Source organism: Streptomyces sp. UF-297, from assembly GCF_058245575.1.
On record NZ_JBSIBZ010000026.1, the window covers coordinates 1 to 23,942 of the forward strand.

The following is a 23,942-nucleotide window of genomic DNA, read 5'->3' on the forward strand; positions in this document are numbered from 1 at the left end:
CGCCCCCCCCCCCCCCCCCCCCCCCCCCCCCCCCCCCCCCCGCTGCGGGCGCGCATCGACGCCCTGCTGAAAGCGTTCCTCAATCAGAGTGCGGTCACACCCCCGAAGATGGCTCCACCTTGGGATGTCCCTCTCGCCTGTTCCTGCGTACCGAGGACCAGAAGGAGGCCGCGATGAGGACGATGCCCACCAGGCCGGTGATCACCTCGTTGATCTCGAACTTGATGGTGACGAGCAGGATGACCGCCAGAGCGCCGATCGCGTAGTGCGCGCCGTGCTCCAGGTAGACGTAGTCGTCCAGGGTGCCCTTGCGGACCAGGAAGACGGTCAGGGACCGGATGTACATCGCGCCGATGCCCAGACCCAGCGCCATCTCGAAGATGTCGTTGGTGATCGCGAAGGCGCCGATGACACCGTCGAAGGAGAAGGAGGCGTCGATGACCTCCAGGTAGAGGAACATGAAGAACGCGGCCTTGCCGGCCAGGCCGACGGCGCCGCCGGTGCCGTTCTTCTTGGGCGCCGCCTCCTTGGCGGTGTCCCCTTCCTCGCCCTCCTCGGCTTCCTCCAGCTTGTCCTCGAAGTAGCCGGAGATCCCGCCGACCACGAGATAGGTCAGCAGACCGGCGACACCGGAGAGCAGGACCGTGGCGCTCTTGTCGCCACCGCCGTGGGCGACGTCGGTGGCGAAGGTCATCGCGGAGACCAGCAGCACGACCAGCGCGATGATGACGGACAGGGTGTCCAGCTTGCCCATCTTGGCCAGCGGCTTCTCCAGCCAGGACAGCCACTTGTGCTCGCGCTCCTCGAAGATGAAGTCGAGGAAGATCATGAGCAGGAACATGCCGCCGAAGGCGGCGATGGCGGGGTGCGCGGCGGTGACGAGGTGCTCGTACTGCGGCTTGTCGGTGATGGCCAGGTTGACGGCCTCGATGGGCCCGAGCTTCGCGGTGATCGCGACGATCACGACCGGGAAGACGAGCCGCATGCCGAACACGGCGATCAGAATGCCGATGGTCAGGAAGATCTTCTGCCAGAAGGCATTCATCTTCCGCAGGATGCCGGCGTTAATGACCGCGTTGTCGAAGGAGAGCGAGATCTCCAGGATCGACAGGATTCCGACGATCGCGAGCCCCTGCCACCCCCAGAGGACGCCGGCCAAGGCCAGGCCGCCCGCCGTGACGGCGAACGACCAGCCGAAGGTTTTCAGGAGCACTGCCTACCCATTCCCTAGCTGTGTGGGATCCCCCGCGCGCAGCGCGCGGCGCTTTACGAAACGTTGACCCCGAAGTTTAGAGCGCCCGCCCCCCGGCCGGGGCGGGAGGATCCCCGCCCCGGCCGCGAAGCCCGAGTTGCCGGGCGCTGCCCGTCAGTTGCGCGCCCTCGCCCCCTCGAAGATCACCAGGAACGGGGAGACGTAACCGGACGCCTCGACCGGAGTGGCCCGGCCGGTCACGACGAGCACCACACCGGCGGCGAGCGCGGCGCAGTACATGAGGACATGGCTCACCGAGGCCGGACGCAGGCCCGGCCGCTGGGTTTCCCTGGGCATAATGAGCAGACTCCCGTCCCTCGGGGCGGCGAGCTCCCGGAGAGCCATCTGCCTCGTTTCCAGGCGCAGCAGGTGGCTCTCCGTCTTCGTCGCCGGGGCCACGCTGCGTACGCGGCCCTTTACGAAACGTTGACCCCGAAGTCTAGAGCGATGCCCCTCAGGCCCGACGCGTACCCCTGGCCGACGGCCCGGAACTTCCACTCGCCTCCGTAGCGGTACACCTCGCCGAAGATCATCGCGGTCTCGCTGGAGGCGTCCTCGGACAGGTCGTAGCGGGCCAGCTCGCTGCCGTCCGCCTGGTTGACGACGCGGATGAAGGCGTTGCTGACCTGGCCGAAGCTCTGGCCGCGCAGCTCCGCCTCGTGGATCGAGACCGGGAAGATGATCTTGTCGACCCGTTCGGGGACCGTGGACAGGTCCACCAGGATCGACTCGTCGTCACCCTCACCCTCACCGGTGAGGTTGTCGCCGGTGTGCTCGACGGAGCCCTCGGGGCTCTTGAGGTTGTTGTAGAAGACGAAGTACTCGTCCCCCAGTACGCGCCCCGACTGGCACAGCAGCGCGCTGGCGTCGAGGTCGAACGGCGCTCCGGTCGTGGAGCGCGCGTCCCAGCCGAGGCCGACCATGATCTGGGTGAGATTCGGAGCGGCCTTGGAGAGGGAGACGTTGCCTCCCTTGGCGAGCGTGACGCCCATGTTGTTCGCATCCTCCCCGGTGTCGGTGGTGCCGTAGGACCGGGACCGGTGGCTACGGCCGTTCAGGCGCTTTCGGCGCTCCCCTCGGGGCGCGGACCCAAGCGCACCCGGCGCCGTACTCCCCGTGGGGTGTACGGCGCCGGTCGCCACAGCGTGCTGCGGTCGGGCGTCAGACGTTGACGCCGAAGTCCTGCGCGATGCCGCGCAGGCCCGAGGCGTAGCCCTGGCCGATGGCCCGGAACTTCCACTCGGCACCGTTGCGGTACAGCTCGCCGAAGACCATGGCGGTCTCGGTCGAGGCGTCCTCGGACAGGTCGTAGCGCGCCAGCTCGACGTTGTCGGCCTGGTTGACCACGCGGATGAAGGCGTTGCGGACCTGGCCGAAGCTCTGCTGGCGGTTCTCGGCGTCGTAGATGGACACCGGGAACACGATCTTGGCGACATCGGCCGGCACCGCGGCGAGGTTCACCTTGATCTGCTCGTCGTCGCCCTCGCCCTCACCGGTGATGTTGTCACCGGTGTGCTCGACCGAGCCGTCCGGGCTCTTCAGGTTGTTGAAGAACACGAAGTTCTGGTCGTTGGCGACCTTGCCCTGGTCGTTGGCCAGCAGCGCGCTGGCGTCCAGGTCGAAGTCCGTACCGGTGGTGGTACGCGCGTCCCAGCCCAGACCGACGACGACCGCGGTCAGATTGGGGGCTTCCTTCGTCAGCGAGACGTTGCCGCCCTTGCTGAGGCTGACTCCCACGAGTCCTCCCATAGATTCGAGGGGAACGAATTAGTTTTGCGCCCCCGACGTGCATGGCATCGGATCAACGATTTGATCCTAGTGACCGGTTCCCACCGAATACAGGATGTCCGGTCGGCCAGGTTCACAGGGCCTGGAGCGCCTTGAGGTACTCGTTCAGGTCGCGGGCGTCGGGCAGTCCGTTGACGACCGTCCAGCGCACCACGCCCTCCTTGTCGATGATGAAGGTGCCACGCACCGCGCAGCCCTTCTCCTCGTCGAAGACGCCGTAGGCGCGCGAGGTCTCGCCGTGCGGCCAGAAGTCCGACAGCAGCGGGTACTCCAGCCCCTCCTGCTCCGCGAAGACCCGCAGGGTGAACGGCGAGTCGTTGGAGACGGCCAGCAGCTGTACGTCGTCGTTGACGAACTTGGGCAGCTCGTCGCGCAGGGCGCACAGCTCACCGGTGCACACACCGGTGAACGCGAAGGGGTAGAAGAGCAGCACGACGGCCTTCTCGCCCTTGAAGTCGGAGAGCTTGACCAGCTCGCCGTGCTGGTTCTTCAGCTCGAACTCCGGAGCCTTCGTGCCGACCTCAATGGCCATGGGATCGCTTCCCTTCCGCTGACGCTCAACAGGTTGCGCCCAACCCTACGGCGCCGGGTTTCACACGCCGAGCCCCCCTCCACCTGTGGTGGAGGGGGGCTCGGCGGGAGGGTGCGGCCGTTGGCTCAGCGCTTGCCGGACTTGGCCGCCTTCGGCGTCACCAGGCGGCTGCCGGTCCAGTCCTTGCCGGCGTTGATGCTCCTGGTCTGGGACAGACCCGCGGTCTGCGCGGCCTCGTTGATGTCGCTCGGCTCGATGTAGCCGTCACGGCCGGTCTTGGGCGTCATCAACCAGATCTCGCCGCCCTCGTCGATCAGACCGATGGCATCCACCAGCGCGTCCGTGAGGTCGCCGTCGTCATCGCGGAACCACAGCACGACGACGTCGGCCACGTCGTCGTATTCCTCGTCAACGATCTCCTGGCCGATCACGGCCTCAATGGCTTCACGGAGCTCCTGCTCGACGTCATCGTCGTAGCCGATCTCCTGGACCACCTGTCCGGGCTCGAACCCCAGCCTGATGGCCGGGTTGGTCCGCTCCTCCGCGTGGTCCGCGGTCGCGCTCACGGATTGCCTCCTGTCATGTTTCGGTAAATGGGTTGCACCCCGCGCGTGCGCGGAGCATTGGGCGTAGTCCACACGGGCCGGGCGGATCGCGCAAGTACCCGGCCAGCGAGACCGCCGAAACGTTGACGTTTGGGGCCGTGTCGCCGCAACTGCGACCCCACTCGGACCGCGGGAAGTGATTCACACCACAGCGTTCTGCCGGGTTTGTGGGGTAGTCGCGCGCGACTGGGCCCTTTGGGGGGCGGCCGAGAGGGCATGGGCCGGCATTCGGAGGTCGTACGTCCGTACGCCAAGCACATTCGACATGGGCGTATGGTTGCGATTTGGCCGACCTGCGCACCCGTGTGGAGCGGCTCTTTCAGCGCCCGTCTCTCACGGGGTGGTTACCCACCGGTAGAGATGACGTATCCCGGTGACGCGGTACACGATGGAAGACGGCGCGACTTCAAATAGAGACAGAACTTGACCGCGTGCGCAGCATCAAACGCGTGCAGAGCACGACACGACCAATAGCGAAGGAACAGCGTGGCTTCCGGATCCGATCGCAACCCGATCATCATTGGCGGCCTTCCCAGCCAGGTCCCGGACTTCGATCCCGAAGAGACCCAGGAATGGCTCGACTCGCTCGACGCAGCCGTCGATGAGCGAGGCCGGGAACGTGCCCGCTACCTCATGCTTCGCCTGATCGAGCGTGCCCGCGAGAAGCGCGTGGCCGTGCCCGAGATGCGCAGCACGGACTACGTCAACACCATCGCGACCAAGGACGAGCCGTTCTTCCCCGGCAACGAGGAGATCGAGCGCAAGGTCCTGAACGCGACCCGGTGGAACGCGGCCGTCATGGTCTCCCGGGCCCAGCGCCCCGGGATCGGCGTCGGCGGCCACATCGCCACCTTCGCCTCCTCCGCCTCCCTGTACGACGTGGGCTTCAACCACTTCTTCCGGGGCAAGGACGAGGGCGACGGCGGCGACCAGATCTTCTTCCAGGGCCACGCCTCCCCCGGCGTGTACGCCCGCGCGTTCCTTCTGGACCGACTCAACGAGACCCAGCTGGACGCCTTCCGCCAGGAGAAGTCCAAGGCTCCCAACGGTCTGTCCAGCTACCCGCACCCGCGGCTGATGCCGGACTTCTGGGAGTTCCCGACCGTCTCGATGGGCCTCGGCCCCCTCGGCGCGATCTACCAGGCCCGGATGAACCGCTACATGGAGGCCCGCGGCATCGCCGACACCTCCAAGTCGCACGTGTGGGCCTACCTCGGCGACGGCGAGATGGACGAGCCGGAGTCGCTGGGCCAGCTGTCCCTGGCCGCGCGCGAGGGCCTGGACAACCTGACCTTCGTCGTCAACTGCAACCTGCAGCGCCTGGACGGCCCGGTCCGCGGCAACGGCAAGATCATGCAGGAGCTGGAGTCGCAGTTCCGCGGCGCCGGCTGGAACGTGATCAAGCTGGTCTGGGACCGGAGCTGGGACCCGCTGCTCGCGCAGGACCGGGACGGCATCCTGGTCAACAAGCTGAACTCCACCCCCGACGGTCAGTTCCAGACGTACGCCACCGAGTCCGGTGCGTACATCCGTGACCACTTCTTCGGGGACGACCACCGCCTGCGCGCGATGGTCGAGGGCATGACCGACCAGCAGATCCAGCACCTGGGCCGCGGCGGTCACGACCACAAGAAGATCTACGCGGCGTACGCGGCGGCCAAGGCGCACAAGGGCCAGCCGACCGTGATCCTCGCGCAGACGGTCAAGGGCTGGACGCTCGGCCCGAACTTCGAGGGCCGCAACGCGACCCACCAGATGAAGAAGCTGACGGTCGAGGACCTCAAGCGCTTCCGCGACCGGCTGCACCTGCCGATCCCGGACAAGGAGCTGGAGGACGGCCTGCCGCCGTACTACCACCCCGGGCGCAACTCCGAAGAGATCCAGTACATGCACGACCGCCGCAAGGCGCTGGGCGGTTACGTGCCGACCCGTGTCGTGCGCGCCAAGCCGCTGCAGTTGCCGGACGACAAGGCCTACGCGGGCGCCAAGAAGGGCTCCGGCCAGCAGAAGATCGCCACGACCATGGCGTTCGTCCGCGTGCTGAAGGACCTCATGCGGGACAAGGAGATCGGCAAGCGCTTCGTGCCGATCGCGCCGGACGAGTACCGCACCTTCGGTATGGACGCGTTCTTCCCGTCGGCCAAGATCTACAACCCGCTGGGCCAGGCGTACGAGTCCGTGGACCGCGAGCTGCTGCTGGCCTACAAGGAGTCGCCGACCGGGCAGATGCTGCACGACGGCATCTCCGAGGCCGGCTGCACCGCCTCGCTGATCGCGGCGGGCTCGGCCTACGCCACGCACGGCGAGCCGCTGATCCCGGTCTACGTCTTCTACTCGATGTTCGGTTTCCAGCGCACTGGTGACCAGTTCTGGCAGATGGCCGACCAGCTCGCGCGCGGCTTCGTGCTGGGCGCGACCGCGGGCCGTACGACCCTGACCGGTGAGGGCCTGCAGCACGCGGACGGCCACTCGCACCTGCTGGCCTCGACGAACCCGGCGTGTGTGTCCTACGACCCGGCCTACGGGTACGAGATCGCGCACATCGTCAAGGACGGTCTGCGGCGGATGTACGGCGAGAACGCCGAGGACATCTTCTACTACCTCACCGTCTACAACGAGCCGATCCAGCACCCGGCCGAGCCGGGCGACGTGGACGTCGAGGGCATCCTCAAGGGCGTCCACAAGATCAAGAACGGTGAGGCGGGCTCCATCCCGGCGCAGATCATGGCGTCCGGTGTGGCCGTGCCGTGGGCGCTGGAGGCCCAGCGCATCCTCGCCGAGGAGTGGAACGTCAAGGCCGATGTCTGGTCGGCGACCTCCTGGAACGAGCTGCGCCGCGACGCGGTGGAGGCCGAGGAGCACAACCTGCTCCACCCGGAGGAGGAGCAGCGCGTCCCGTACGTGACCAGCAAGCTCCAGGGCGCCGAGGGTCCGTTCGTGGCCGTCTCCGACTGGATGCGTGCGGTTCCGGACCAGATCGCGCGCTGGGTGCCGGGCACCTACCAGTCGCTGGGTGCCGACGGGTTCGGCTTCGCCGACACCCGTGGCGCTGCCCGCCGCTTCTTCCACATCGACGCGCAGTCGATCGTCCTGGGTGTGCTCACCGAGCTCGCCAAGGAGGGCAAGATCGACCGCTCGGCGCTGAAGCAGGCGATCGACCGCTACCAGCTGCTGGACGTCACGGCCGCCGAGGCGGGCGAGGCCGGCGGCGACGCGTAGCCGTCCCGGCGCAGAGCCGACCTCTGCACAACTGCCGCGCCCCCGGCCGTCGTCGACGGCCGGGGGCGCGGCAGTTTTCCTGCTGCTCGTGCCGTTCCTGCTGCTTGTGCCGTCTCTCCTGCATCGGCTACATCGGCGAGGCGCCCGCGGACCCCAGGAGCGCCGACGCTGCGCGATCCGGCCTGCTCCTCGACCACATCCGGCCTCGCGAGCGGGGGTACCTGCGCGGGTGAGCGCGACTGCGGGTGCGGCTGCGGGTGCCGCGTCCAAAGCCCGCCATCTTCCCTCCCGTTCCCTCCCGGGGTTGCCAGTTCGGGCTCCCCGGGCGAGTACCCCCGTGCGGCGGGCGCAGACCTGCCCCGCGCCTCAGGATTCCCAGATCTTGAACGCCCTTACCTGATACGGGGATTGGGGCACCCAGGTCCCGTCACCGGGGTAGGTGTCGAACTCGCCGGTCTCGGCGCACTCGGCGCTCTGGTACGTGGTGACGGGGCGGCCCGTGCGGTTGGCGAGGGCGGCGGCGCTGACGCCCTTGGGGAGCGGGACACAGCTCTCGATGTCGGTGTCGGAGAGCTCGTAGGTGCGGCGGGCGCCGCCGAAGTCCGTCCGGGGCCACAGGCAGAGCTGGCCGGTGGCGCAGGCGCCCGCGGTGGAGGCCGTACGGCCCTGGGCGGCCTGCGCGCCGAGGGCGGGTGGTGCCGCGAGGGTCGCGGTGAGCGCGGCGGCGGTGGCGGTGAGCGCGAGGACGCATGACGTACGCATAGGAATCTCCCCCGTGGAATGCGATGACGTCACTCAGCGTGACGGCCGCGGTGTGCGCTCGTCGAGAGAATCCCGGCGTCGCCACCTGAACGAGTGATCGCGCCCGTAGGAGGGCAGGCCCGCACAGCGCAGGGCGCCCGGCAACTGTCGTCGCCGGGCGCCCTGTTGAGCCGTTCGCCGCCGTGCGGCACGCCTCGGATACAGCCGGTCGGATCGGAGGCGACCGCCGGATGTGGTGGGCCAGATGCGGCCGGTCAGATGTGGCCGACCCCCGCACCGGCCTCGGCGTTGGCACCACGCTTGGTGAAGGTGGCGACCACGGCCGCGACGATCGCCACCCCGCAGGCGACCGTGAAGGCCAGGCCCATGCCCGAGACGAACGTGTCGTGGGCGACGGCCGTGATCTTCTCGGCGATCGGCGCCGGCGCGTTCGGCGGGACGGGGGCCACACCGACCGAGACCGCGTCAGCGGCCTGGGCCATCTGCTCGGGCGAGCCCGGCGGCAGGCCCGCTTCCTTCCAGTTGGCCGGCAGGTCGCTGTCGATACGGGAGGCCATGACGGCGCCGAGGACGGCCGTACCGAGGCTGCCGCCGACCTGCATGGCGGCCTGCTGGAGGCCGCCGGCCACACCGGAGAGCTCCAGCGGGGCGTTGCCGACGATGACTTCGGTGGCGCCGACCATGACCGGGGCCAGGCCCAGGCCCAGCAGGGCGAACCAGATCGACATGGTGGCCGTACCGGTGTCGGTGGCCAGCTGGGACATGCCGAACATGGCCACGGCGGTGACGACCATGCCGCCCACCAGCGGGATGCGCGGGCCGAACTTGGTGATCAGGGCGCCGGCCAGCGGCGAGCCGACGATCATCATGCCGGTCAGCGGCAGCAGGTGCAGACCGCTGTTGACCGGGCTCATGCCGTGCACGTTCTGCAGGTAGAACGTGACGAAGAACAGGCCGCCCATGAAGGCGAAGGCCATCAGGACCATGAGGATCGTGCCCGCGGTCAGCGGCACGGACTTGAACATCCGCAGCGGGATGAGCGGTTCGCGGGCCTTGCTCTCCAGGAAGGCGAAGGCCGCGAACAGGACGACGGAGGCGGCCAGGAAGCCCAGCGTCTTCACATCGCCCCAGCCCCAGGCCTCGGCCTTGATCAGCGGCCAGATCAGGCAGAACATCGCGCCGGAGAGCAGCACGATGCCGGGGATGTCGAAGGAGCGCGGGGCGTTCTCCGCCCGGTGGTCCTTGAGGATGATCAGGCCCAGGACCACGGCGAGGATGCCGACGGGGACGTTGATGTAGAAGACGGACTGCCAGCTGACGTGCTCGACGAGCAGACCGCCGACGATCGGGCCGCCCGCGGTGGAGGCGCCGATGACCATGCCCCAGATGCCGATGGCCATGTTGAGCTTCTCGGCCGGGAAGGTCGCGCGCAGCAGCCCGAGCGCGGCGGGCATCAGCAGCGCGCCGAACAGGCCCTGCAGTACCCGGAAGACGATGACCATCGTGACCTCGCCGGACAGCCCGATGGCGGCGGAGGCGAGCGCGAAGCCGACCACGCCTATCAGGAAGGTCTGGCGGTGGCCGAAGCGGTCACCGAGCTTGCCCGCGGTGATCAGCGAGATGGCGAGCGCGAGCAGATAGCCGTTGGTGATCCATTGGACGTCGGCGAGCGAGGCGCCGAGGTCGTTCTTGATGGCCGGATTGGCGATGGCGACGATGGTGCCGTCCAGGGCGACCATCATCACGCCGATCGCGACGGAGAAGAGGGTGAGCCAGGGATGGCCCCGCAGCCCCTTGCGAGGCCCCGGGGCGGGAAGGTCCGGCGCGACTTCGGCGACCGGGGTCTGAGAACTCATACCCCGAGGCTAATGACAGCCACTGACAGTTGACAAAGCAATTCATGAGTCGGTAACTGTCATCTTGCTCACAGGTATTCTGAGCAGCGCGGATACAGAGGAAAGGTGACGAACGATGGCGAGCACGAGGCCGCGGGCGACGCCGCTGTGCGGACTGCGCGAGCGCAAGAAGCAGCGCACCCGCGATGCCCTGATCCGCTCCGCCCTGGAGCTGTTCACGGCCAACGGCTACGAGAGCACGACCGTGGACGAGATCGCGGACGCGGTGGACGTCTCCCAGCGCACGTTCTTCCGCTACTTCGCGAGCAAGGAAGAGGTCGTCTTCGCCGTCCACGGGATGGTCGAGAGCGGCTTCGTCCAGGCCGTGGCGGACCGTCCGGCCGAAGAGGAGCCCTTCGAGGCGCTGCGCAACGCCATACTCGCCGCCTGGGACGACATCGGCAGCGCGATCGAGTCGGTGATCCCGCTGGAGCTGCACATGCGCTCGTACCGGATGATCGAGTCGACGCCCTCGCTGATGGCCGCGAACATGTGGCGCTCGGCCGAGCTGGAGGAGCAGATCGCCGGGCTGATCGCCCGCCGGGAGGGCGTGGATGTGGACACCGACCCCCGGCCGCGCGTGGTGGTGGCCGCTTTCGGCGGTGTGATGCGGGTGGCCGGGCGGCTGTGGGGCGAGGGGGAGGACTGCTCCGTGGACTCCATCCGCGAGCTCACCATGAACCACCTCGACCATCTGCGGCCCGCCGTCGCCGTCGGCTGGCGCACCGGGACGGCGACACGCCAGGGCGCCTGAGAAGGCGGACAGAGCGCCCGCAAAGGGGGCGGCCCGGCCGGGCGGGGCAAGGCCGGTGGACGGGACGCACCGCCCGCACGGGGCGGACCGGAACAGACCATTCCTGTGCGGCCCAGGGCACACAAGGCCGCCATCTGTCCGAAGTGGCGATAAATACCCGCCGTGAAACGTGAGATGACTCACGGCTGGAGCGGGCACCCGCTCACTTCTCCTAGGGTGGCCCGCGGTGACTTCCTTCTCGGGCCTCGGCGCTCCCTCCTCCGGTTTCCTGCAGTCCACCGCCTGGCGCACGGCATTCGCTCTGGTGGTGGTGTTCGTGATGCTTGCGATGACCGGCTGGACGGCCATCAGAGGCACCGACCAGGACGCCGATCCGCTGGCCACCGCGCGGGCCGCCTGGCAGCACTCCTCCTTCCACGGGCAGCGCCTGCCCGACCCGCAGGCCTCCCCCGCCACCCTCGCGGCCTTCTTCACCTCGCTCGGCGCCGTACGCCGCCAGCAGCTCGCCGCGAAGTACCCGCTGGTGGTCGGCAACATGGGCGGCGCCCCCGTACAGCTGCGCTACCGCGCCAACCGCATGGCCCTGGACCAGGCCCGCGAGGTCGCGCGGCAGCGGATGACCGACCGCCGGCTGACCCCGGTGGGCCGCCAGGACGCGGGCCGGCTGATGCACCGTTTCACCTCGATGATGAGCGGCGGCCGGCAGATCCTCGCCTTCGATCCGGCGGGCAACGGGCGGGCGGCCGAGGTCTTCGGCGATCTGGAGCGCGCGCGGCGGGTCTCGGTCGTGGTGCCCGGCGTGGACACCAGCCTGGCCACCTTCGAGCGGACCGCGCGCGCCACCAGCGCGCCGGCCGGCATGGGACAGGCGCTGTACGACGCCGAGCGGGCCGCCCGGCCCGGCGCCCGTACGGCCGTGATCGCCTGGGCGGACTACTCCGCGCCCGCCGGGCTCGGGATGGAGGCCGCCACCGGCAAGGCCGCCGAGGCCGGGGCGGTACGCCTGCAGGCGCTGGTGAAAGCGCTGCCCGCCTCCACCGCGGTCTCGCTGTTCTGCCACAGCTACGGCTCGGTGGTGTGCGGGGTCGCCGCCCGCCGGCTGCCCTCCAACGTCGGCGACATCGCGGTCGCGGGCAGCCCCGGCATGCGGACACAGAACGTCGCGGGGCTGGGCACCCGGGCCCGGGTGTGGGCGATGCGGGACGCCGACGACTGGATCCAGGACGTGCCCTACCTGGAGGTCGGCGGGCTCGGGCACGGCGCCGACCCGGTCGACCCCGCCTTCGGCTCGCGGGTGCTGTCCGCCGAGGACTCCGTCGGGCACGCCGGGTACTTCACGCCCGGCACCACGAGCCTGAAGAACTTCGCACGGGTCGGGGTCGGCCTGCCGGCCTCGGTGCGCTGCGCGGACAGCGACCGCCACTGCGCCACGGACCTGGTGTGAACGGCGGGCGGGCAGCGGACGGCGGCCCGGCGGGCGGGACGGCTTGACGCGCGTAGCGCAATGGTGTCGGGAAGGGGGACGGGCGGGCGACCGCCGCTTACGATGAGCCGCATGGGTGATGTGCTGGCCGGTTTTCACACCGTCTGGGAGTTCGACACGGACTCTGTGCTCATCCGCTTCGAACGGGGGATCCGCAGGCCGAGGCTCTTTCAGGTGCTCGGCGAGCGGCGCATCCCCTACGAGGCGCTGCAGTCCGTGGAGCTGTCCCAGGGCAGAAAGGGAAGCGTCGTGCTGCGCGCCGTGCCCAGACCGGGCGCCGACCCGCTGATGGAGGCGGCGGCCGGCCAGCTCAAGGAGGACGCCGACCCCTACCGGCTGGTGCTGCCCGCCGAGCGCGAGACGCTGGCGGAGTACTACGCCGACGAGCTGCGCGCCGTGCTCGGGCCGCAGGCCGACGCCCCGGCCGAGCGCCATCTGGTGGCCGCGCCCGAACCTCCTTTGCAGTTCAAGGCGTACGACGGCAAGGCGTTCTTCGACGGCAGCTCGGTCGCCTTCCGGTGGTTCTGGACGGGCGCGTCCTCGGCGAAGTGGAAGTGCGGGGACCAGAACTTCCCCGTCAGCGCGCTGACGGGGGTCGAGTGGCGCTCGCCGGAGATCTTCAACGGGCATCTGCGCCTGCTGGAGCGCGGCGCGACCTGGGAGCGTCCCGGCGAGGCGGACCAGGATCCGGCCGCCGTGGTGTTCGGGCTCGGTTACGGGCCGGTCCACGAGTCGCTGCCGTTCGCCGCCGCGGTGCTCCAGGCCGTACGGGCCGCCACCCCGGGCGATGACGCGGCGGACCGCCGGGCACCCGCGCGCCGGCCCGCCGAGCCGCGCCGGGACCCGGCCGATATCGCCGACCGCATACGGCAGCTCGGCGAGCTGCACGCCGCGGGGCTGCTGACGGACGACGAATTCAGCGCGAAGAAGGCGGAGTTGCTGGCGGAGCTCTGAGCGCTCCGCTGGATGGGCGGGGTGTCGTCCGCGGACACGTCGTGGCCGGTCGCGCAGTTCCCCGCGCCGCTTGGGGCCGCAGTGTGTGACGCGGGGGACGACGGGCGGCCGGTGGGAGTGACGGGGCCGGGGCGGCGCGTGTGGGGTACAGGTCCCATACCCGGGTATGACCTCCCGTCCCACACCGCGGTATGACGCGCCCCGCCCGGCCCCGCCCGTACGCTGGCCGGGCGATGTTCAGATCACCCCGGTCCTCGAAGACCCCCTCCGCCAAGGCCCCGGTGCCGCGTGGGCGCGTGATGCGCGCCGGCCGCCGGGCCGTCGTGATGCTCGCCGAGGACCTCGGTTCCCCTTCGTCGCCCGGGCGGCCGCTGTTCGGCGGGGTGCGCAGCCGCTGGCTGCGGCTGCTGCCGTATGTGATCGCCCTCGGCTTCGCCACGACCCTGCTGCCGGTGACCATCACCGTGCTGCTCAACGACTACGGCATCAACGGCGGCCTGGCCGGGGCGCTGGGCGTCGCGCAGGCCGCGCCGCTGCTCATGATCGTCACCCGCCCGCTCCAGGCGTGGTGGGTCATCTTCGCCGCGGACGTCGTCGGCGGCTTCGCGCTGATCAACGCACCGGGGCTGGACGGGCGCGCCTGGCCGTGGACGCCGATGGGCATCGTCGGCTATCTCCTGCTGATGCTCGCCATAGGCCTGCGCGAGCCGCGCCGCACCCTGATAGCGGTCTGGCTGGCGACGGGCGCGGCCGGGCTGGTCTTCGAGCTGGTCTACCAGTCCCGCAACCCCACCCATCTGCTGCTGTTCATCCTCAGCGGTCTGATACTGGTCGTCGGCGGCGCGCTGCGCGAACGGGGCGATGCCCAGCGCAAGTTGGTGGAGCAGGAGACCATCAGCGAGGCCGAGCGCTCGCGCCGTACGCTGCTGGAGGAGCGCGCCCGTATCGCCCGCGAGCTGCACGACGTCGTCGCCCACCACATGTCGGTGATCACGGTCCAGGCCGACAGCGCCCCGTACCGCATCGGCGGACTGCCCAAGGAGGCCGAGGAGGAGTTCGGCACGATCGCGGCGACCGCGCGCGAGTCCCTCGCCGAGATGCGCCGTCTGCTGGGGGTGCTCAGAAACGAGGAGACCGAGCGGGCCCGGCAGGCGGACGGCCCGGAGAAGTCCCCGCAGCCTGGCCTGGCGCAGCTGCCCAAGCTGGTCGAGGGCACCGTACGCGCCGGTGTGCCGGTGGAGTTGTCGCTCACCCGGGCCGTCGAGGAGCCCCCGCAGGCGGTGGACCTGTCGGCGTACCGCATCGTGCAGGAGGCGCTGGCCAATGTGGTGCGGCATGCCCCCGGGGCACAGACCCGCGTCTCGGTCACCACGGACCGTACGAGCCTGACGGTGCTGATCGTCAACGGCCCGCCACCGCAGGAGAGAGCGCCCCTGGAGACCAGTGGCACCGGTCACGGCCTGGTCGGTATGCGCGAGCGCGTACGGTTGGTCGGCGGCACCCTGGACACCGGTCCGCTGCCGGACGGCGGCTTCCGCGTCGCGGCCCGGCTGCCCCTGACAGCAAAGGACTCCGACCCCGCATGACCACCCGCGTGATCATCGTTGACGACCAGGCCATGGTGCGGGCGGGCTTCGCCGCGCTGCTCGCCGCGCAGAGCGACATCGACGTCGTCGGTGACGCGCCGGACGGGGTACAGGGCGTCGCGCTGAGCCGCCGGGCGCACCCCGATGTGGTGCTGATGGATGTCCGTATGCCCGAGATGGACGGGCTGGAGGCGGCCCGTCAGCTGCTGGACCCGCCCATCGGGGTCACCCACCGCCCCAAGGTGCTGATGCTGACCACCTTCGACGTGGACGACTATGTGTACGAGGCGCTGCGCGCCGGGGCCTCGGGCTTCCTGCTCAAGGACGCCCCGCCCGCCGACCTGATCTCGGCCGTGCGCGTCGTGGCGGCCGGTGAGGCGCTGCTCGCCCCATCGGTGACCCGGCGGCTGATCGCCGACTTCGCGCGGCAGCGGCCCGCGCCGCGCAAGGACCGCACCGCGCTGCGGCTCAACGGTCTGACGCCGCGTGAGACCGAGGTACTGGGTCTGATCGCGCGCGGGCTGTCCAACCAGGAGATCGCGCAGCAGCTGGTGCTCGCCGAGCAGACGGTCAAGACCCATATCGGGCGCGTGCTGGCCAAGTTGGACCTGCGCGACCGCGCGCAGGCCGTGATCTTCGCGTACGAGTCGGGCCTGGTCTCACCGGGCAATCGCTGACGTCGCGGACCCGCCCTGGGGTTAACCCCACCCCTCCGGTGGGGCTGGCTGCTCCTGCCTGCGAAGGAGCGGTCGGCGCACCCCCTACCCCGGTAGCACCCGGGAGTTGGCCCCGCGGTGTGACGTCACGTCATACACCCCCTTCCTACGTTTCCCCCCGTCACCGCACGACGGAGAGGGAGACCACACCATGCGCAAGCGAGCCAGGCGCACGCTCATCACCGCCGCACTCGCGGCCATGGTGGTCGCGGGGACCGGCGGCTGGGCGGCGGGCAACGAGCAGCCGGCCGTCACCGGGCCCGCCCCCGGCGCCGCGGCCTGGCGCGCGGATCACCGCCTCGGTGAACAGCTGCCCGACCCGGCCACCGCCTCCCCCGCCCAGGTGGCGCGCTTCTTCGCCGCGCTGAGCCCGGCGCGGCAGCGGGAGCTGGCGGACCGGCACCCGATGACCGTCGGCAACCTGGACGGCGCCCCCGTACAGCTGCGCTACCGCGCCAACTCCCGCGCCCTTGAAGCCGAGCGGGACCGGCAGCTGGCCCACGCGGCGGACAGCACTCGGCCCTCCCGGGACCGGCAGCGGGCCCGCGAGCTCGCCGGCCGCTACGCCGAACTGCTGCGGCCCGGCCGCCGGATCCTCCTCTTCGACCCGCGCGAGCGCGGCCAACTGGCCGAGGTGTACGGGGACTTGGCGACGGCCCGGCGCACCGCCGTGGTCGTCCCCGGCTCCGACATCGACCTGTCCTCCTTCGACCGGGAGCACGACCGGTACGGCACCCCCTCCGGGATGGCCAAGTCGCTGCGCGCCCAGATGGCCGCGCAGGCGCCCGGCACCCCCACCGCCGTGATCGCCTGGGCCGGCTACACCACCCCGGTGGGCCTGGGCCCGGACGCCGTCACCGGCCGGCTCGCCGAGGCCGGCGCCCCGCGCCTGGCGCGCTTCCTGGCCGGTCTGGCCGCCACCGGCACCCCGGCACCCGCCCTGCTGTGCCACAGCTACGGCTCGGTGCTCTGCGGCCTGGCGGCCCCGCAGGCGGGCCCCGGCCGCGTCCGTGACCTGGTCGTCTTCGGCTCGCCGGGGATGCGTACGGACCGCGCGGCCGACCTGCGCACCGACGCCCGGGTGTGGGCGGCGCGGGACGCCTCCGACTGGATCGGCAGCGTCCCCAACGTCGAGTTCCTGGGCCTGGGCCACGGCACCGACCCCACCGACCCCGGCTTCGGCGCCCACCGCGTCCGGGCCGACCGGGCCGAGGGCCACACCGGCTATCTCGCCCCCGGCACCGACTCCCTGCGCAGCTTCGCCGCGATCGCCCTCGGCCGCTACGCCGACGTGCGCTGAGCGCGGCCCGCCGCGCCCCCACACCGCCAACTCCCGCCGTCCGCCCGCCGCGTGGACGCCCCACTCCAAGGAACCCGCCATGGCCAGCACCATCCTCCTGCCCGGGACCGCGGACACCGCCGCACCCGAGACCGCGCACGATCGCGCCGCCGGAGCGACGCCTGATCGCCGACCCGCGTCCGTGACCGCCGCGGCGCTCGCAGAGGTGACCGCCGCGGTCCCGGTGTCCGCGACCGCCGCGGCTCCTGCCGAGGCCCTCGCCCCGGCGCCCACCCCGGTACGTCCCCCCTCCGGCACCCCCACCGCCGAGCCCATAGCCACCCCCGCCCCGGCCCCCGCCCGGCGCCCCCGCGGCACCGGCCGCTCGCCGCGCGCCGCGGTCGCCAAGGCGGTGCACGCCATCGAGCGCCGCACCCCCGCCCACCGCGACCGCGCCATCGACGGGCTGCGCGCGCTGGCGCTGCTCGCCGTGCCGGTGGGCCACTGGCTGCTGGGCGGCTTCACCCTGGAGTCCGGCGGGGCGCTGCGCAACGCCAGCCCGCTGTCCACCTTCGGCTTCCTCGCGCCCGCCAGCTGGGTGCTGCAGATGCTCGGCATCTTCTTCCTGGTCGGCGGCTACGCGTCGGTGCTGTCCTACCGCCGGGCGGCCGCCCGCGGGCACTCCACCGGCACCTGGCTGCGCGGCCGACTGGCCCGGCTGGGCCGTCCCGTCCTGGGCGTCACCGCCACCTGGGCCGCGCTGGTCCCCCTCCTGTACGCGCTGGGAGTGCCGCTGGCGTCGCTGCGCACCGGCTCCACGCTGGTGATCCAGCCGCTGTGGTTCGTCGGCGTCTACACCGTGATCACCGCGCTGACCCCGTACTGCGTGCGCGCCGCGCAGAAGATGGGCGCCTGGGCCGCGGCGCCCCTGCTGGCCTGCGTCGCCGTCGTGGACTTCCTGCGCTACGGGCCGTACGCGGAGGTCATGCCGTCCTGGCTGAGCCTGCTCAACCTGCTGCCCGGCTGGATGTTCGCCTACCAACTCGGCGTCTGCTGGGGCGAGAACAAGCTCGGCGGGCGCGCCGCCCGGACGCTGCTGCTGGGCGGCACGGCCCTGTTCGCCGCCCTGCTGATCGCCTTCCACTACCCGCTGAGCATGGTCGGCGTCCCCGGCGAGGCCCGCACCAACTCCCACCCGCCGTCGCTGCTCGTCCTGGCGCTGGCCGCGGCGCAGTCCGGCGCCGCGATCCTGCTGCGCGGCCGGATCGCGCGGCTGCTGAAGCGGCCCGCGCTGTGGGCCCCGGTCGTCGTCATCAACCTGTCGGCGATGACGATCCTGTGCTGGCACCAGACCGCGATGTTCTCGGCCGCGCTGCCCGCTTCCTTCCTCGGGCACGTCCCCGGCCTGACCCTCGCCCCCGACACCGTGGGCTGGCTCCTGGCCCGCCTGGCCTGGATGCCCGTGTTCGCCCTCGTACTGATCGCGATCGGCCACTTCGCCCGCCGCTTCGAGCGGCCGTGGCGCGGGGGTCGGTGCTTCCGCTACTCGCGCCCGGCGGAGGTGAACCCCATGTCGGCGTACCGCGGGCCCGCCACCGCGGCCGCGATCGGCTCCAGGAGTGCCAGCTCCTCGGGGGCCAGCACGATCCGGGCGGCGTCGGTGTTCTCCTCCAGCCGGCGGCGGCTGCGCGTACCGGGGATGGGGACCACCGTCAGGCCGTGCACCTGTGCCCGCTGGTGCACCCAGGCCAGCGCGATCTGTGCGGGCGTGGCGCCGTGGGCGGCGGCGACCTTGCCCACGGGCTCCAGGAGCGCGGCGTTGGCCGCGGCGCTCTCCCCGGTGAAGCGCGGCATCCGCAGGCGGGCGTCGTCCGCGCTCAGCTTCCGGTCCGCGCCGACGAACGAACCGGTCAACAGGCCGCGGCCGAGCGGCGAGTACGGCACCAGGGCGACGCCCAGCCCGGCCGCGGCCGGGACCACATTGGCCTCGATGTCACGGCTGAAGAGCGACCACTCCGACTGCACCGCCGCGATGGGGTGCACCGCGTGCGCCGCGCGCAGCTCACCGCCGGTGACCTCGCTCAGCCCCAGGTGCTTGACCTTGCCCTCGGCCACCAGCTCGGCCATGGCGCCGACCGTCTCCTCGATGGGGACGCGCACATCGCGGCGGTGCATGTAGTACAGGTCGATCTCGTCCACGCCCAGGCGCCGCAGGCTGGCCTCCACGGCCGCGCGGATGTACGGGCGGTCGTTGCGGATCAGCCGCCGCGTCGGGTCGGCGGGGTCGATGGCCAGCGCGAACTTGGTCGCCAGGACGATCTCGTCGCGGTGCGCCCGGACGAAGGGCGCGAGGAACTTCTCGTTCTCCCCCGCCCCGTACATGTCGGCGGTGTCGTACAGCGTGACGCCCCGCTCCAGCGCGCGCTCCAGCGTGGCCCGCGCCTCGTCCGCGTCGGTGGGCCCGTATCCGTAGCTCATGCCCATGCAGCCCAGGCCCTGGACGCCGGTCCGCGGCCCGCCGGTGCCCAGCCGGACCGTGCCGATGCCTTCGATGCGGCTCTCTTGTGCGCTCATCCCGTGCGTACCCATCCCGTTCGTGGCCATCTCGTTCGTGGCCGTGTCGTTCTCAAACGCTCTCGAAGACCGCCTCGGACTCACGTCGGGCGTCCGCATAGATCTCGATCTTGTGGTCCAGGACCATGAGGGTGCTCTGCAGGTCCGCGAGCTTTTGGCGTACGTCCTCGCGGTGGGCGGTCAGCAGCTGCTCGCGGTCGGCGAAGGTGTGCCGGCCGGCCCGTACGAGTTCGGCGTAGCGGACCATGTCGGCCACCGGCATGCCGGTCAGCCGCAGTTTGCCCACCAGGTCCAGCCAGTCCAGGTCGCGGTTGCTGAAGCGGCGCTGGCCGGTGTGGGTGCGGTCCACGTGCGGCATCAGCCCGATCCGCTCGTACCAGCGCAGGGTGTGCGCGCTCAGGCCGGTGTACTGGGCGACCTCGCTGATCGTGTACTGGTCCTGGCCGTCCGGCCGGGGATGGTCGATCATCCCCATGCACCGGGCCACCCTGGCCGGTCCGCTGTCCACCACCGTCATGTCGCACCCCTTCGCAGGATCGGATCCCTCACGACGGCCCCAACGCTAGAGACTTGGAGTGCACTCCAAGCAAGCGAAGTCTTGACCCAATCTTGGGAGGTTAGGCTCGGATCATGTCCCTGCAGAGTCTGAAGCTGATCGAGACCTGGCCGGTGCCGACCGCCGCGGCCGCTGTCGTACGAGCCGACGGTACGGTGGCCGGTTCCTGCGGCCCCGTGGACCACCGCTTCCCGCTGGCCTCGGTCACCAAGCCGCTCGCCGCCTACGCCGCGCTGCTGGCGGTCGAGGAGGGTGCGGTGGAGCTGGACGAGCCGGCCGGGCCCGCCGGGTCCACGGTCCGCCATCTGCTCGCGCACACCTCGGGCCTGGCCTTCGACGAGCACCGGGTGATGGCCGCGCCGGGCACCCGCCGTATCTACTCCAACGCGAACTTCGAGGTGCTGGGCGACCACATCGCCAAGGCCACCGACATCCCCTTCGCGCGCTACCTGCACGAGGCGGTCCTCGAACCGCTGGGCATGACCTCCACCGAGCTGGCCGGCTCCCCCGCCAAGGACGGCGTCTCCACCGTCACGGACCTGGTCCGCTTCGCCGCCGAGCTCCAGGCCCCGCGCCTGCTCTCCCCCCAGACCCTGGCGGAGGCGACCTCGGTGGTCTTCCCCGGCCTGACGGGCGTGCTGCCCGGCTACGGCCGCCAGGAGCCCAACGACTGGGGCCTGGGCTTCGAGATCCGCGGCGCCAAGTCGCCGCACTGGACCGGGAGTTCGTCCTCGCCGCGGACGTACGGGCACTTCGGCCAGTCGGGCACGTTCCTGTGGGTGGACCCCGCCGTGGGCGCGGCCTGTGTGGCGCTGACGGACCGGGCGTTCGGCCCGTGGGCGGTCGAGGTCTGGCCGCCGCTGACCGACGCGGTCCTGGCCGAACTGCGCTGATCCCCCAAGCCCGGGGAACCGGACCTACCCGTACACCGGCTCGGCCGGCAGTTCCCAGAGCAGCAGCTCGGTGGCGCCCAGCGCCCTGGCCTCGACGCCCCGCGCGTCCGTGATGCGCGCGGCGTCGCCGGCCGCCAGCTTGCTCTCGCCCAGCACCGCGCCGCCCCGCACCACGTGCACGTAGACCCGCGCCGCGTCCGGCACCGCCGTGCGCTCCCCGTCCACCAGGCGCCTGATGTGCAGCATCGAGGCCGCGCGCGGGACGGCGTACGGGGTGCCGTCGGCGATGCCGCGCACCACCTCGTAGGAGGGCTCCCCGCCGAATTCGACGGGGGTCAGCCACATCTGCAGGAACCGCAGCGGCTCGGGTCCCTCGTTGCGCTCCTCGTGCCGGACCCCGCCCGCCGCGCTGAGCCGCTGCACGTCACCGGCGCGTACCACCGTCTCGTGGCCGGTGGTGGTGTCGCGGTGGGTCAGCTCGCCCGCCATGACCCAGGTGACGATCTCGGTGTCGCGGTGCGGGTGTTCGGCGAAGCCCGCGCCGGGGGCCAGGCGCTCCTCGTTGCAGGCCACCATCGGGCCGAAGCGGAGGTTGTCCGGGTCGTAGTGCGACCCGAAGGAGAAGGCGTGCAGAGTCTCGATCCCCGCGTCAGCGTCCCCGCCCCGGTAGCGTTCGTCACCCGCGCGCACCTGAAGCGACGCCCCACGCGGCGCTTCGGTCACCGGGATTCACCTCGTAGGGTCGTTGCCGCGGTCAGCCGCGGGGCTCGGCCACAGATCCGGGGGCCGACCCCGGGCAAAGACAGCATGGGCCCACCGTAGCCCCGCCGCGACATCACCCGCCCCCGATAAGGCAGGCTTGGCCCCGTGTCTGAACCCGCATCGCACGACGCGCACCCGCACTCCGCGACCCTCCGCCGGCTGGAGAAGTCGTCCGGCAAGCTGGCCGCCAACGCCATTGCCCGCATGGACGCGCAGCTGCCGTGGTACCGCGCGATGCCGCCGGAGAACCGCTCCTGGATCGGCCTGGTCGCCCAGGCGGGCATCGCGGCCTTCACCGAGTGGTTCCGGCACCCGGAAACCCCGCAGGCCATCAGCACCGACGTCTTCGGTACGGCGCCGCGCGAGCTGACCCGGGCGATCACTTTGCGCCAGACCGTGGAGATGGTCCGTACGACCATCGAGGTCATGGAGGCGGCCATCGACGACGTGGCCGCCCCGGGCGACGAATCGGTGCTGCGCGAGGCGCTGCTGGTCTATGCCCGGGAGATCGCCTTCGCCACCGCGCAGGTCTACGCGCAGGCCGCCGAGGCCCGCGGCGCCTGGGACGCCCGCCTGGAGTCGCTGGTGGTCAACGCCGTGCTCTCGGGCGAGGCCGACGAGGGCGCCGTCTCCCGCGCGGCCGCGCTCGGCTGGAACTCCCCCGAGCACGTCTGTGTCGTGCTGGGTACGGCCCCCGACGGGGACAGCGAACTGACGGTGGAGGCGATCCGGCGGGCCGCCCGGCACGCCAAGCTCCAGGTGCTCACCGGCGTCCTGGGCTCCCGCCTGGTGGTCATCGCGGGCGGCTCGGACGACCCGCTCAAGGCGGCCAAGGCGCTGATCGGGCCGTACGCCGCGGGGCCCGTGGTGGCCGGGCCCGTGGTCTCCGACCTGCTGGCCGCGACCCGCTCGGCGCAGGCCGCCGCGGCCGGGCTGCGGGCGTGTGCCGCCTGGCCGGACGCGCCCCGCCCGGTGCTCTCCGACGACCTGCTGCCGGAGCGCGCGATGGCCTCGGACCCGGTGGCCCGCGACCAGCTGGTGGAGGAGATCTACAGACCGCTGGAAGAGGCGGGCTCGGCCCTGCTGGAGACGCTGAGCGTGTATCTGGAACAGGCCAGCAGCCTGGAGGGGGCGGCGCGGATGCTGTTCGTGCACCCCAACACCGTGCGCTACCGGCTGCGACGTGTGACGGACGTCACCGGCTGGTCACCCTCCGACGTACGCTCCGCCTTCACTCTGCGTATCGCACTGATCCTGGGGCGTCTAGCAGACCGTGAGGCGCAGCCCTAGACTTTTGTCGAACACCAACAATTCCCCTGATGGTTCTTCGTCCCTGTCCCCACGGGCGGGCGGGACCTCCCACAAGAGAGAGTGTGAGGGTGCTCGTACTCGTCGCTCCCGGCCAAGGCGCTCAGACGCCCGGCTTCCTGACCCCCTGGCTCGACCTCCCCGGTGTCGAAGACCGGCTCCGTGAGTGGTCGGCCGCCATCGACCTGGACCTGGTCCACTACGGCACGAACGCCGACGCGGACGAGATCCGCGACACCGCCGTGGCGCAGCCCCTGCTGGTGGCGGCCTCGCTGGTCTCCGCACGGCAGCTCTTCCCCAGCGGCGAGGACTTCGCCCGCCAGGTCGGCGCCGCCGCCGGACACAGCGTGGGCGAGCTGGCAGCGGCCGCGCTGACCGGTGTGCTGCCGGACGAGGCCGCCCTGCGCCTGGTGCGCACGCGCGGCCTGGCCATGGCCGAGGCCGCCGCGGTCACCGAGACGGGCATGTCGGCGCTGCTGGGCGGCGAGCAGGACGTCGTCCTGCCGCACCTGGAGAAGCTCGGCCTGACCCCGGCGAACGTCAACGGCGCGGGCCAGATCGTGGCCGCGGGCACCGCCGAGCAGCTGGCGGCGCTGGCCGAGGACAAGCCCGAGGGCACCCGCCGGGTCGTGCCGCTGAAGGTGGCCGGAGCGTTCCACACCAGCCACATGGCGCCCGCCGTGGCGAGCCTGGAGGCCGCGGTCAAGGAGCTGGCCGCCGCCGATCCGCACACCCGCCAGGTCTCCAACAAGGACGGCCGGGCCGTCACCTCCGGCCAGGAGATGGTCCAGCGCCTGGTGGGCCAGGTGGCCAGCCCCGTGCGCTGGGACCTGTGCATGGAGACCTTCAAGGAGCTCGGCGTCACCGCGATCATCGAGGTGGCCCCGGGCGGCACCCTCGTCGGTCTGGCCAAGCGCGCCCTGCCCGGTGTGCAGACCCTCGCCCTGAAGACCCCCGACGACCTCGACGCGGCCCGCACGCTGATCGCCGAGCACGCTTCCCCGGCCGAATAGGAGCCAGCCGA

General features: G+C 71.3%; 21 protein-coding genes and 1 pseudogene. 11 read left to right on the forward strand and 11 right to left on the reverse strand.

Annotated features, from left to right (window positions below; translation table 11 throughout):
* Positions 1-94: 94 nt before the first annotated feature.
* From AC4IJH_RS17250 to AC4IJH_RS17275, 6 genes are all read right to left on the reverse strand, one after another.
* Positions 95-1,213 carry a DUF475 domain-containing protein gene (locus AC4IJH_RS17250; protein WP_490852611.1) on the reverse strand — a complete coding sequence of 373 codons (1,119 nt, stop codon included), beginning with the start codon at positions 1,211-1,213 and terminating at the stop codon, positions 95-97.
* Between the two features lie 153 nt (positions 1,214-1,366).
* Entirely contained in the window at positions 1,367-1,549 is a 183-nt protein-coding gene (locus AC4IJH_RS17255; RefSeq protein ID WP_490852612.1) for a hypothetical protein, read from the reverse strand.
* Positions 1,550-1,668: 119 nt separating this feature from the next.
* The gene (locus AC4IJH_RS17260) at positions 1,669-2,244 is read right to left on the reverse strand and encodes a TerD family protein (protein WP_490852613.1); all 576 of its coding nucleotides are present in this window, start codon (positions 2,242-2,244) and stop codon (positions 1,669-1,671) included.
* A 169-nt stretch (positions 2,245-2,413) separates the two neighbouring features.
* Entirely contained in the window at positions 2,414-2,989 is a 576-nt protein-coding gene (locus AC4IJH_RS17265; protein WP_490852614.1) for a TerD family protein, read from the reverse strand.
* A gap of 124 nt (positions 2,990-3,113) precedes the next feature.
* On the reverse strand, positions 3,114-3,572 hold the full coding sequence (locus tag AC4IJH_RS17270; RefSeq protein ID WP_490852615.1) for a peroxiredoxin: 459 nt from the start codon (positions 3,570-3,572) through the stop codon (positions 3,114-3,116).
* Positions 3,573-3,697: 125 nt separating this feature from the next.
* Entirely contained in the window at positions 3,698-4,138 is a 441-nt protein-coding gene (locus AC4IJH_RS17275) for a DUF3052 domain-containing protein (protein WP_490852616.1), read from the reverse strand.
* A gap of 525 nt (positions 4,139-4,663) precedes the next feature.
* On the opposite strand from AC4IJH_RS17275, the gene aceE reads away from it, so the two are divergent.
* On the forward strand, positions 4,664-7,396 hold the full coding sequence (gene aceE / locus AC4IJH_RS17280; RefSeq protein WP_490852617.1) for a pyruvate dehydrogenase (acetyl-transferring), homodimeric type: 2,733 nt from the start codon (positions 4,664-4,666) through the stop codon (positions 7,394-7,396).
* A 366-nt stretch (positions 7,397-7,762) separates the two neighbouring features.
* Here the strand turns inward: aceE and AC4IJH_RS17285 are convergent, their stop codons facing one another.
* Positions 7,763-8,158 (reverse strand): peptidase inhibitor family I36 protein, encoded by a 396-nt coding sequence (locus AC4IJH_RS17285; RefSeq protein ID WP_490852618.1) that lies wholly within the window; start codon positions 8,156-8,158, stop codon positions 7,763-7,765.
* Between the two features lie 254 nt (positions 8,159-8,412).
* On the reverse strand, positions 8,413-10,014 hold the full coding sequence (locus AC4IJH_RS17290; RefSeq protein WP_490852619.1) for an MFS transporter: 1,602 nt from the start codon (positions 10,012-10,014) through the stop codon (positions 8,413-8,415).
* Positions 10,015-10,129: 115 nt separating this feature from the next.
* Here AC4IJH_RS17290 and AC4IJH_RS17295 point away from each other — a divergent pair, with 115 nt between their 5' ends.
* The 7 genes and pseudogenes from AC4IJH_RS17295 to AC4IJH_RS17325 form a co-directional block, all read left to right on the forward strand.
* Complete coding sequence (locus AC4IJH_RS17295; protein WP_490852620.1) at positions 10,130-10,807, forward strand: TetR family transcriptional regulator; 678 nt, start codon at positions 10,130-10,132, stop codon at positions 10,805-10,807.
* Between the two features lie 226 nt (positions 10,808-11,033).
* On the forward strand, positions 11,034-12,251 hold the full coding sequence (locus AC4IJH_RS17300) for an alpha/beta hydrolase (protein WP_490852621.1): 1,218 nt from the start codon (positions 11,034-11,036) through the stop codon (positions 12,249-12,251).
* Positions 12,252-12,362: 111 nt separating this feature from the next.
* A complete protein-coding gene (locus AC4IJH_RS17305; RefSeq protein ID WP_490852622.1) occupies positions 12,363-13,244 on the forward strand; it encodes a DUF4429 domain-containing protein in 882 nt (293 codons plus the stop codon).
* 233 nt (positions 13,245-13,477) lie between these two features.
* A complete protein-coding gene (locus AC4IJH_RS17310) occupies positions 13,478-14,830 on the forward strand; it encodes a sensor histidine kinase (RefSeq protein ID WP_490852623.1) in 1,353 nt (450 codons plus the stop codon).
* Positions 14,827-15,507, forward strand: a complete 681-nt coding sequence (locus AC4IJH_RS17315) for a response regulator (RefSeq protein WP_490852624.1) — start codon at positions 14,827-14,829, stop codon at positions 15,505-15,507. The genes AC4IJH_RS17310 and AC4IJH_RS17315 overlap by 4 nt, the downstream gene beginning before the upstream one ends.
* 190 nt (positions 15,508-15,697) lie before the next feature.
* On the forward strand, positions 15,698-16,846 hold the full coding sequence (locus tag AC4IJH_RS17320) for an alpha/beta hydrolase (protein ID WP_490852625.1): 1,149 nt from the start codon (positions 15,698-15,700) through the stop codon (positions 16,844-16,846).
* A gap of 391 nt (positions 16,847-17,237) precedes the next feature.
* Positions 17,238-18,353: pseudogene (locus tag AC4IJH_RS17325) on the forward strand (acyltransferase family protein); the annotation flags it as partial.
* Positions 18,354-18,367: 14 nt separating this feature from the next.
* Here AC4IJH_RS17325 and AC4IJH_RS17330 read toward each other — a convergent pair.
* Both AC4IJH_RS17330 and AC4IJH_RS17335 read right to left on the reverse strand, forming a co-directional pair.
* Positions 18,368-19,399 carry an aldo/keto reductase gene (locus AC4IJH_RS17330; RefSeq protein ID WP_490852684.1) on the reverse strand — a complete coding sequence of 344 codons (1,032 nt, stop codon included), beginning with the start codon at positions 19,397-19,399 and terminating at the stop codon, positions 18,368-18,370.
* Positions 19,400-19,451: 52 nt separating this feature from the next.
* Positions 19,452-19,916 carry a MerR family transcriptional regulator gene (locus tag AC4IJH_RS17335; protein WP_490852626.1) on the reverse strand — a complete coding sequence of 155 codons (465 nt, stop codon included), beginning with the start codon at positions 19,914-19,916 and terminating at the stop codon, positions 19,452-19,454.
* A gap of 113 nt (positions 19,917-20,029) precedes the next feature.
* Between AC4IJH_RS17335 and AC4IJH_RS17340 the strand changes: the two genes are divergently transcribed.
* Positions 20,030-20,848: a serine hydrolase domain-containing protein gene (locus AC4IJH_RS17340; protein ID WP_490852627.1), complete on the forward strand. Its 819-nt coding sequence runs from the start codon at positions 20,030-20,032 to the stop codon at positions 20,846-20,848.
* Between the two features lie 24 nt (positions 20,849-20,872).
* Here the strand turns inward: AC4IJH_RS17340 and AC4IJH_RS17345 are convergent, their stop codons facing one another.
* The gene (locus AC4IJH_RS17345; RefSeq protein WP_490852628.1) at positions 20,873-21,571 is read right to left on the reverse strand and encodes a pirin family protein; all 699 of its coding nucleotides are present in this window, start codon (positions 21,569-21,571) and stop codon (positions 20,873-20,875) included.
* A gap of 144 nt (positions 21,572-21,715) precedes the next feature.
* Between AC4IJH_RS17345 and AC4IJH_RS17350 the strand changes: the two genes are divergently transcribed.
* Entirely contained in the window at positions 21,716-22,900 is a 1,185-nt protein-coding gene (locus tag AC4IJH_RS17350; RefSeq protein WP_490852629.1) for a PucR family transcriptional regulator, read from the forward strand.
* An 89-nt stretch (positions 22,901-22,989) separates the two neighbouring features.
* Positions 22,990-23,931: an ACP S-malonyltransferase gene (locus AC4IJH_RS17355; protein WP_490852630.1), complete on the forward strand. Its 942-nt coding sequence runs from the start codon at positions 22,990-22,992 to the stop codon at positions 23,929-23,931.
* The last annotated feature ends 11 nt before the right edge of the window (positions 23,932-23,942 follow it).

Bases quoted from the DNA above. Each gene is read 5' to 3' on its own strand.
- AC4IJH_RS17255 (WP_490852612.1), bottom strand. From the start codon at position 1,549: ATGCCCAGGGAAACCCAGCGGCCGGGCCTGCGTCCGGCCTCGGTGAGC.
- AC4IJH_RS17260 (WP_490852613.1), bottom strand. From the start codon at position 2,244: ATGGGCGTCACGCTCGCCAAGGGAGGCAACGTCTCCCTCTCCAAGGCC.
- AC4IJH_RS17270 (WP_490852615.1), bottom strand. From the start codon at position 3,572: ATGGCCATTGAGGTCGGCACGAAGGCTCCGGAGTTCGAGCTGAAGAAC.
- AC4IJH_RS17285 (WP_490852618.1), bottom strand. From the start codon at position 8,158: ATGCGTACGTCATGCGTCCTCGCGCTCACCGCCACCGCCGCCGCGCTC.
- AC4IJH_RS17290 (WP_490852619.1), bottom strand. From the start codon at position 10,014: ATGAGTTCTCAGACCCCGGTCGCCGAAGTCGCGCCGGACCTTCCCGCC.
- AC4IJH_RS17295 (WP_490852620.1), top strand. From the start codon at position 10,130: ATGGCGAGCACGAGGCCGCGGGCGACGCCGCTGTGCGGACTGCGCGAG.
- AC4IJH_RS17305 (WP_490852622.1), top strand. From the start codon at position 12,363: ATGGGTGATGTGCTGGCCGGTTTTCACACCGTCTGGGAGTTCGACACG.
- AC4IJH_RS17310 (WP_490852623.1), top strand. From the start codon at position 13,478: ATGTTCAGATCACCCCGGTCCTCGAAGACCCCCTCCGCCAAGGCCCCG.
- AC4IJH_RS17315 (WP_490852624.1), top strand. From the start codon at position 14,827: ATGACCACCCGCGTGATCATCGTTGACGACCAGGCCATGGTGCGGGCG.
- AC4IJH_RS17320 (WP_490852625.1), top strand. From the start codon at position 15,698: ATGCGCAAGCGAGCCAGGCGCACGCTCATCACCGCCGCACTCGCGGCC.
- AC4IJH_RS17330 (WP_490852684.1), bottom strand. From the start codon at position 19,399: ATGAGCGCACAAGAGAGCCGCATCGAAGGCATCGGCACGGTCCGGCTG.
- AC4IJH_RS17335 (WP_490852626.1), bottom strand. From the start codon at position 19,916: ATGACGGTGGTGGACAGCGGACCGGCCAGGGTGGCCCGGTGCATGGGG.
- AC4IJH_RS17340 (WP_490852627.1), top strand. From the start codon at position 20,030: ATGTCCCTGCAGAGTCTGAAGCTGATCGAGACCTGGCCGGTGCCGACC.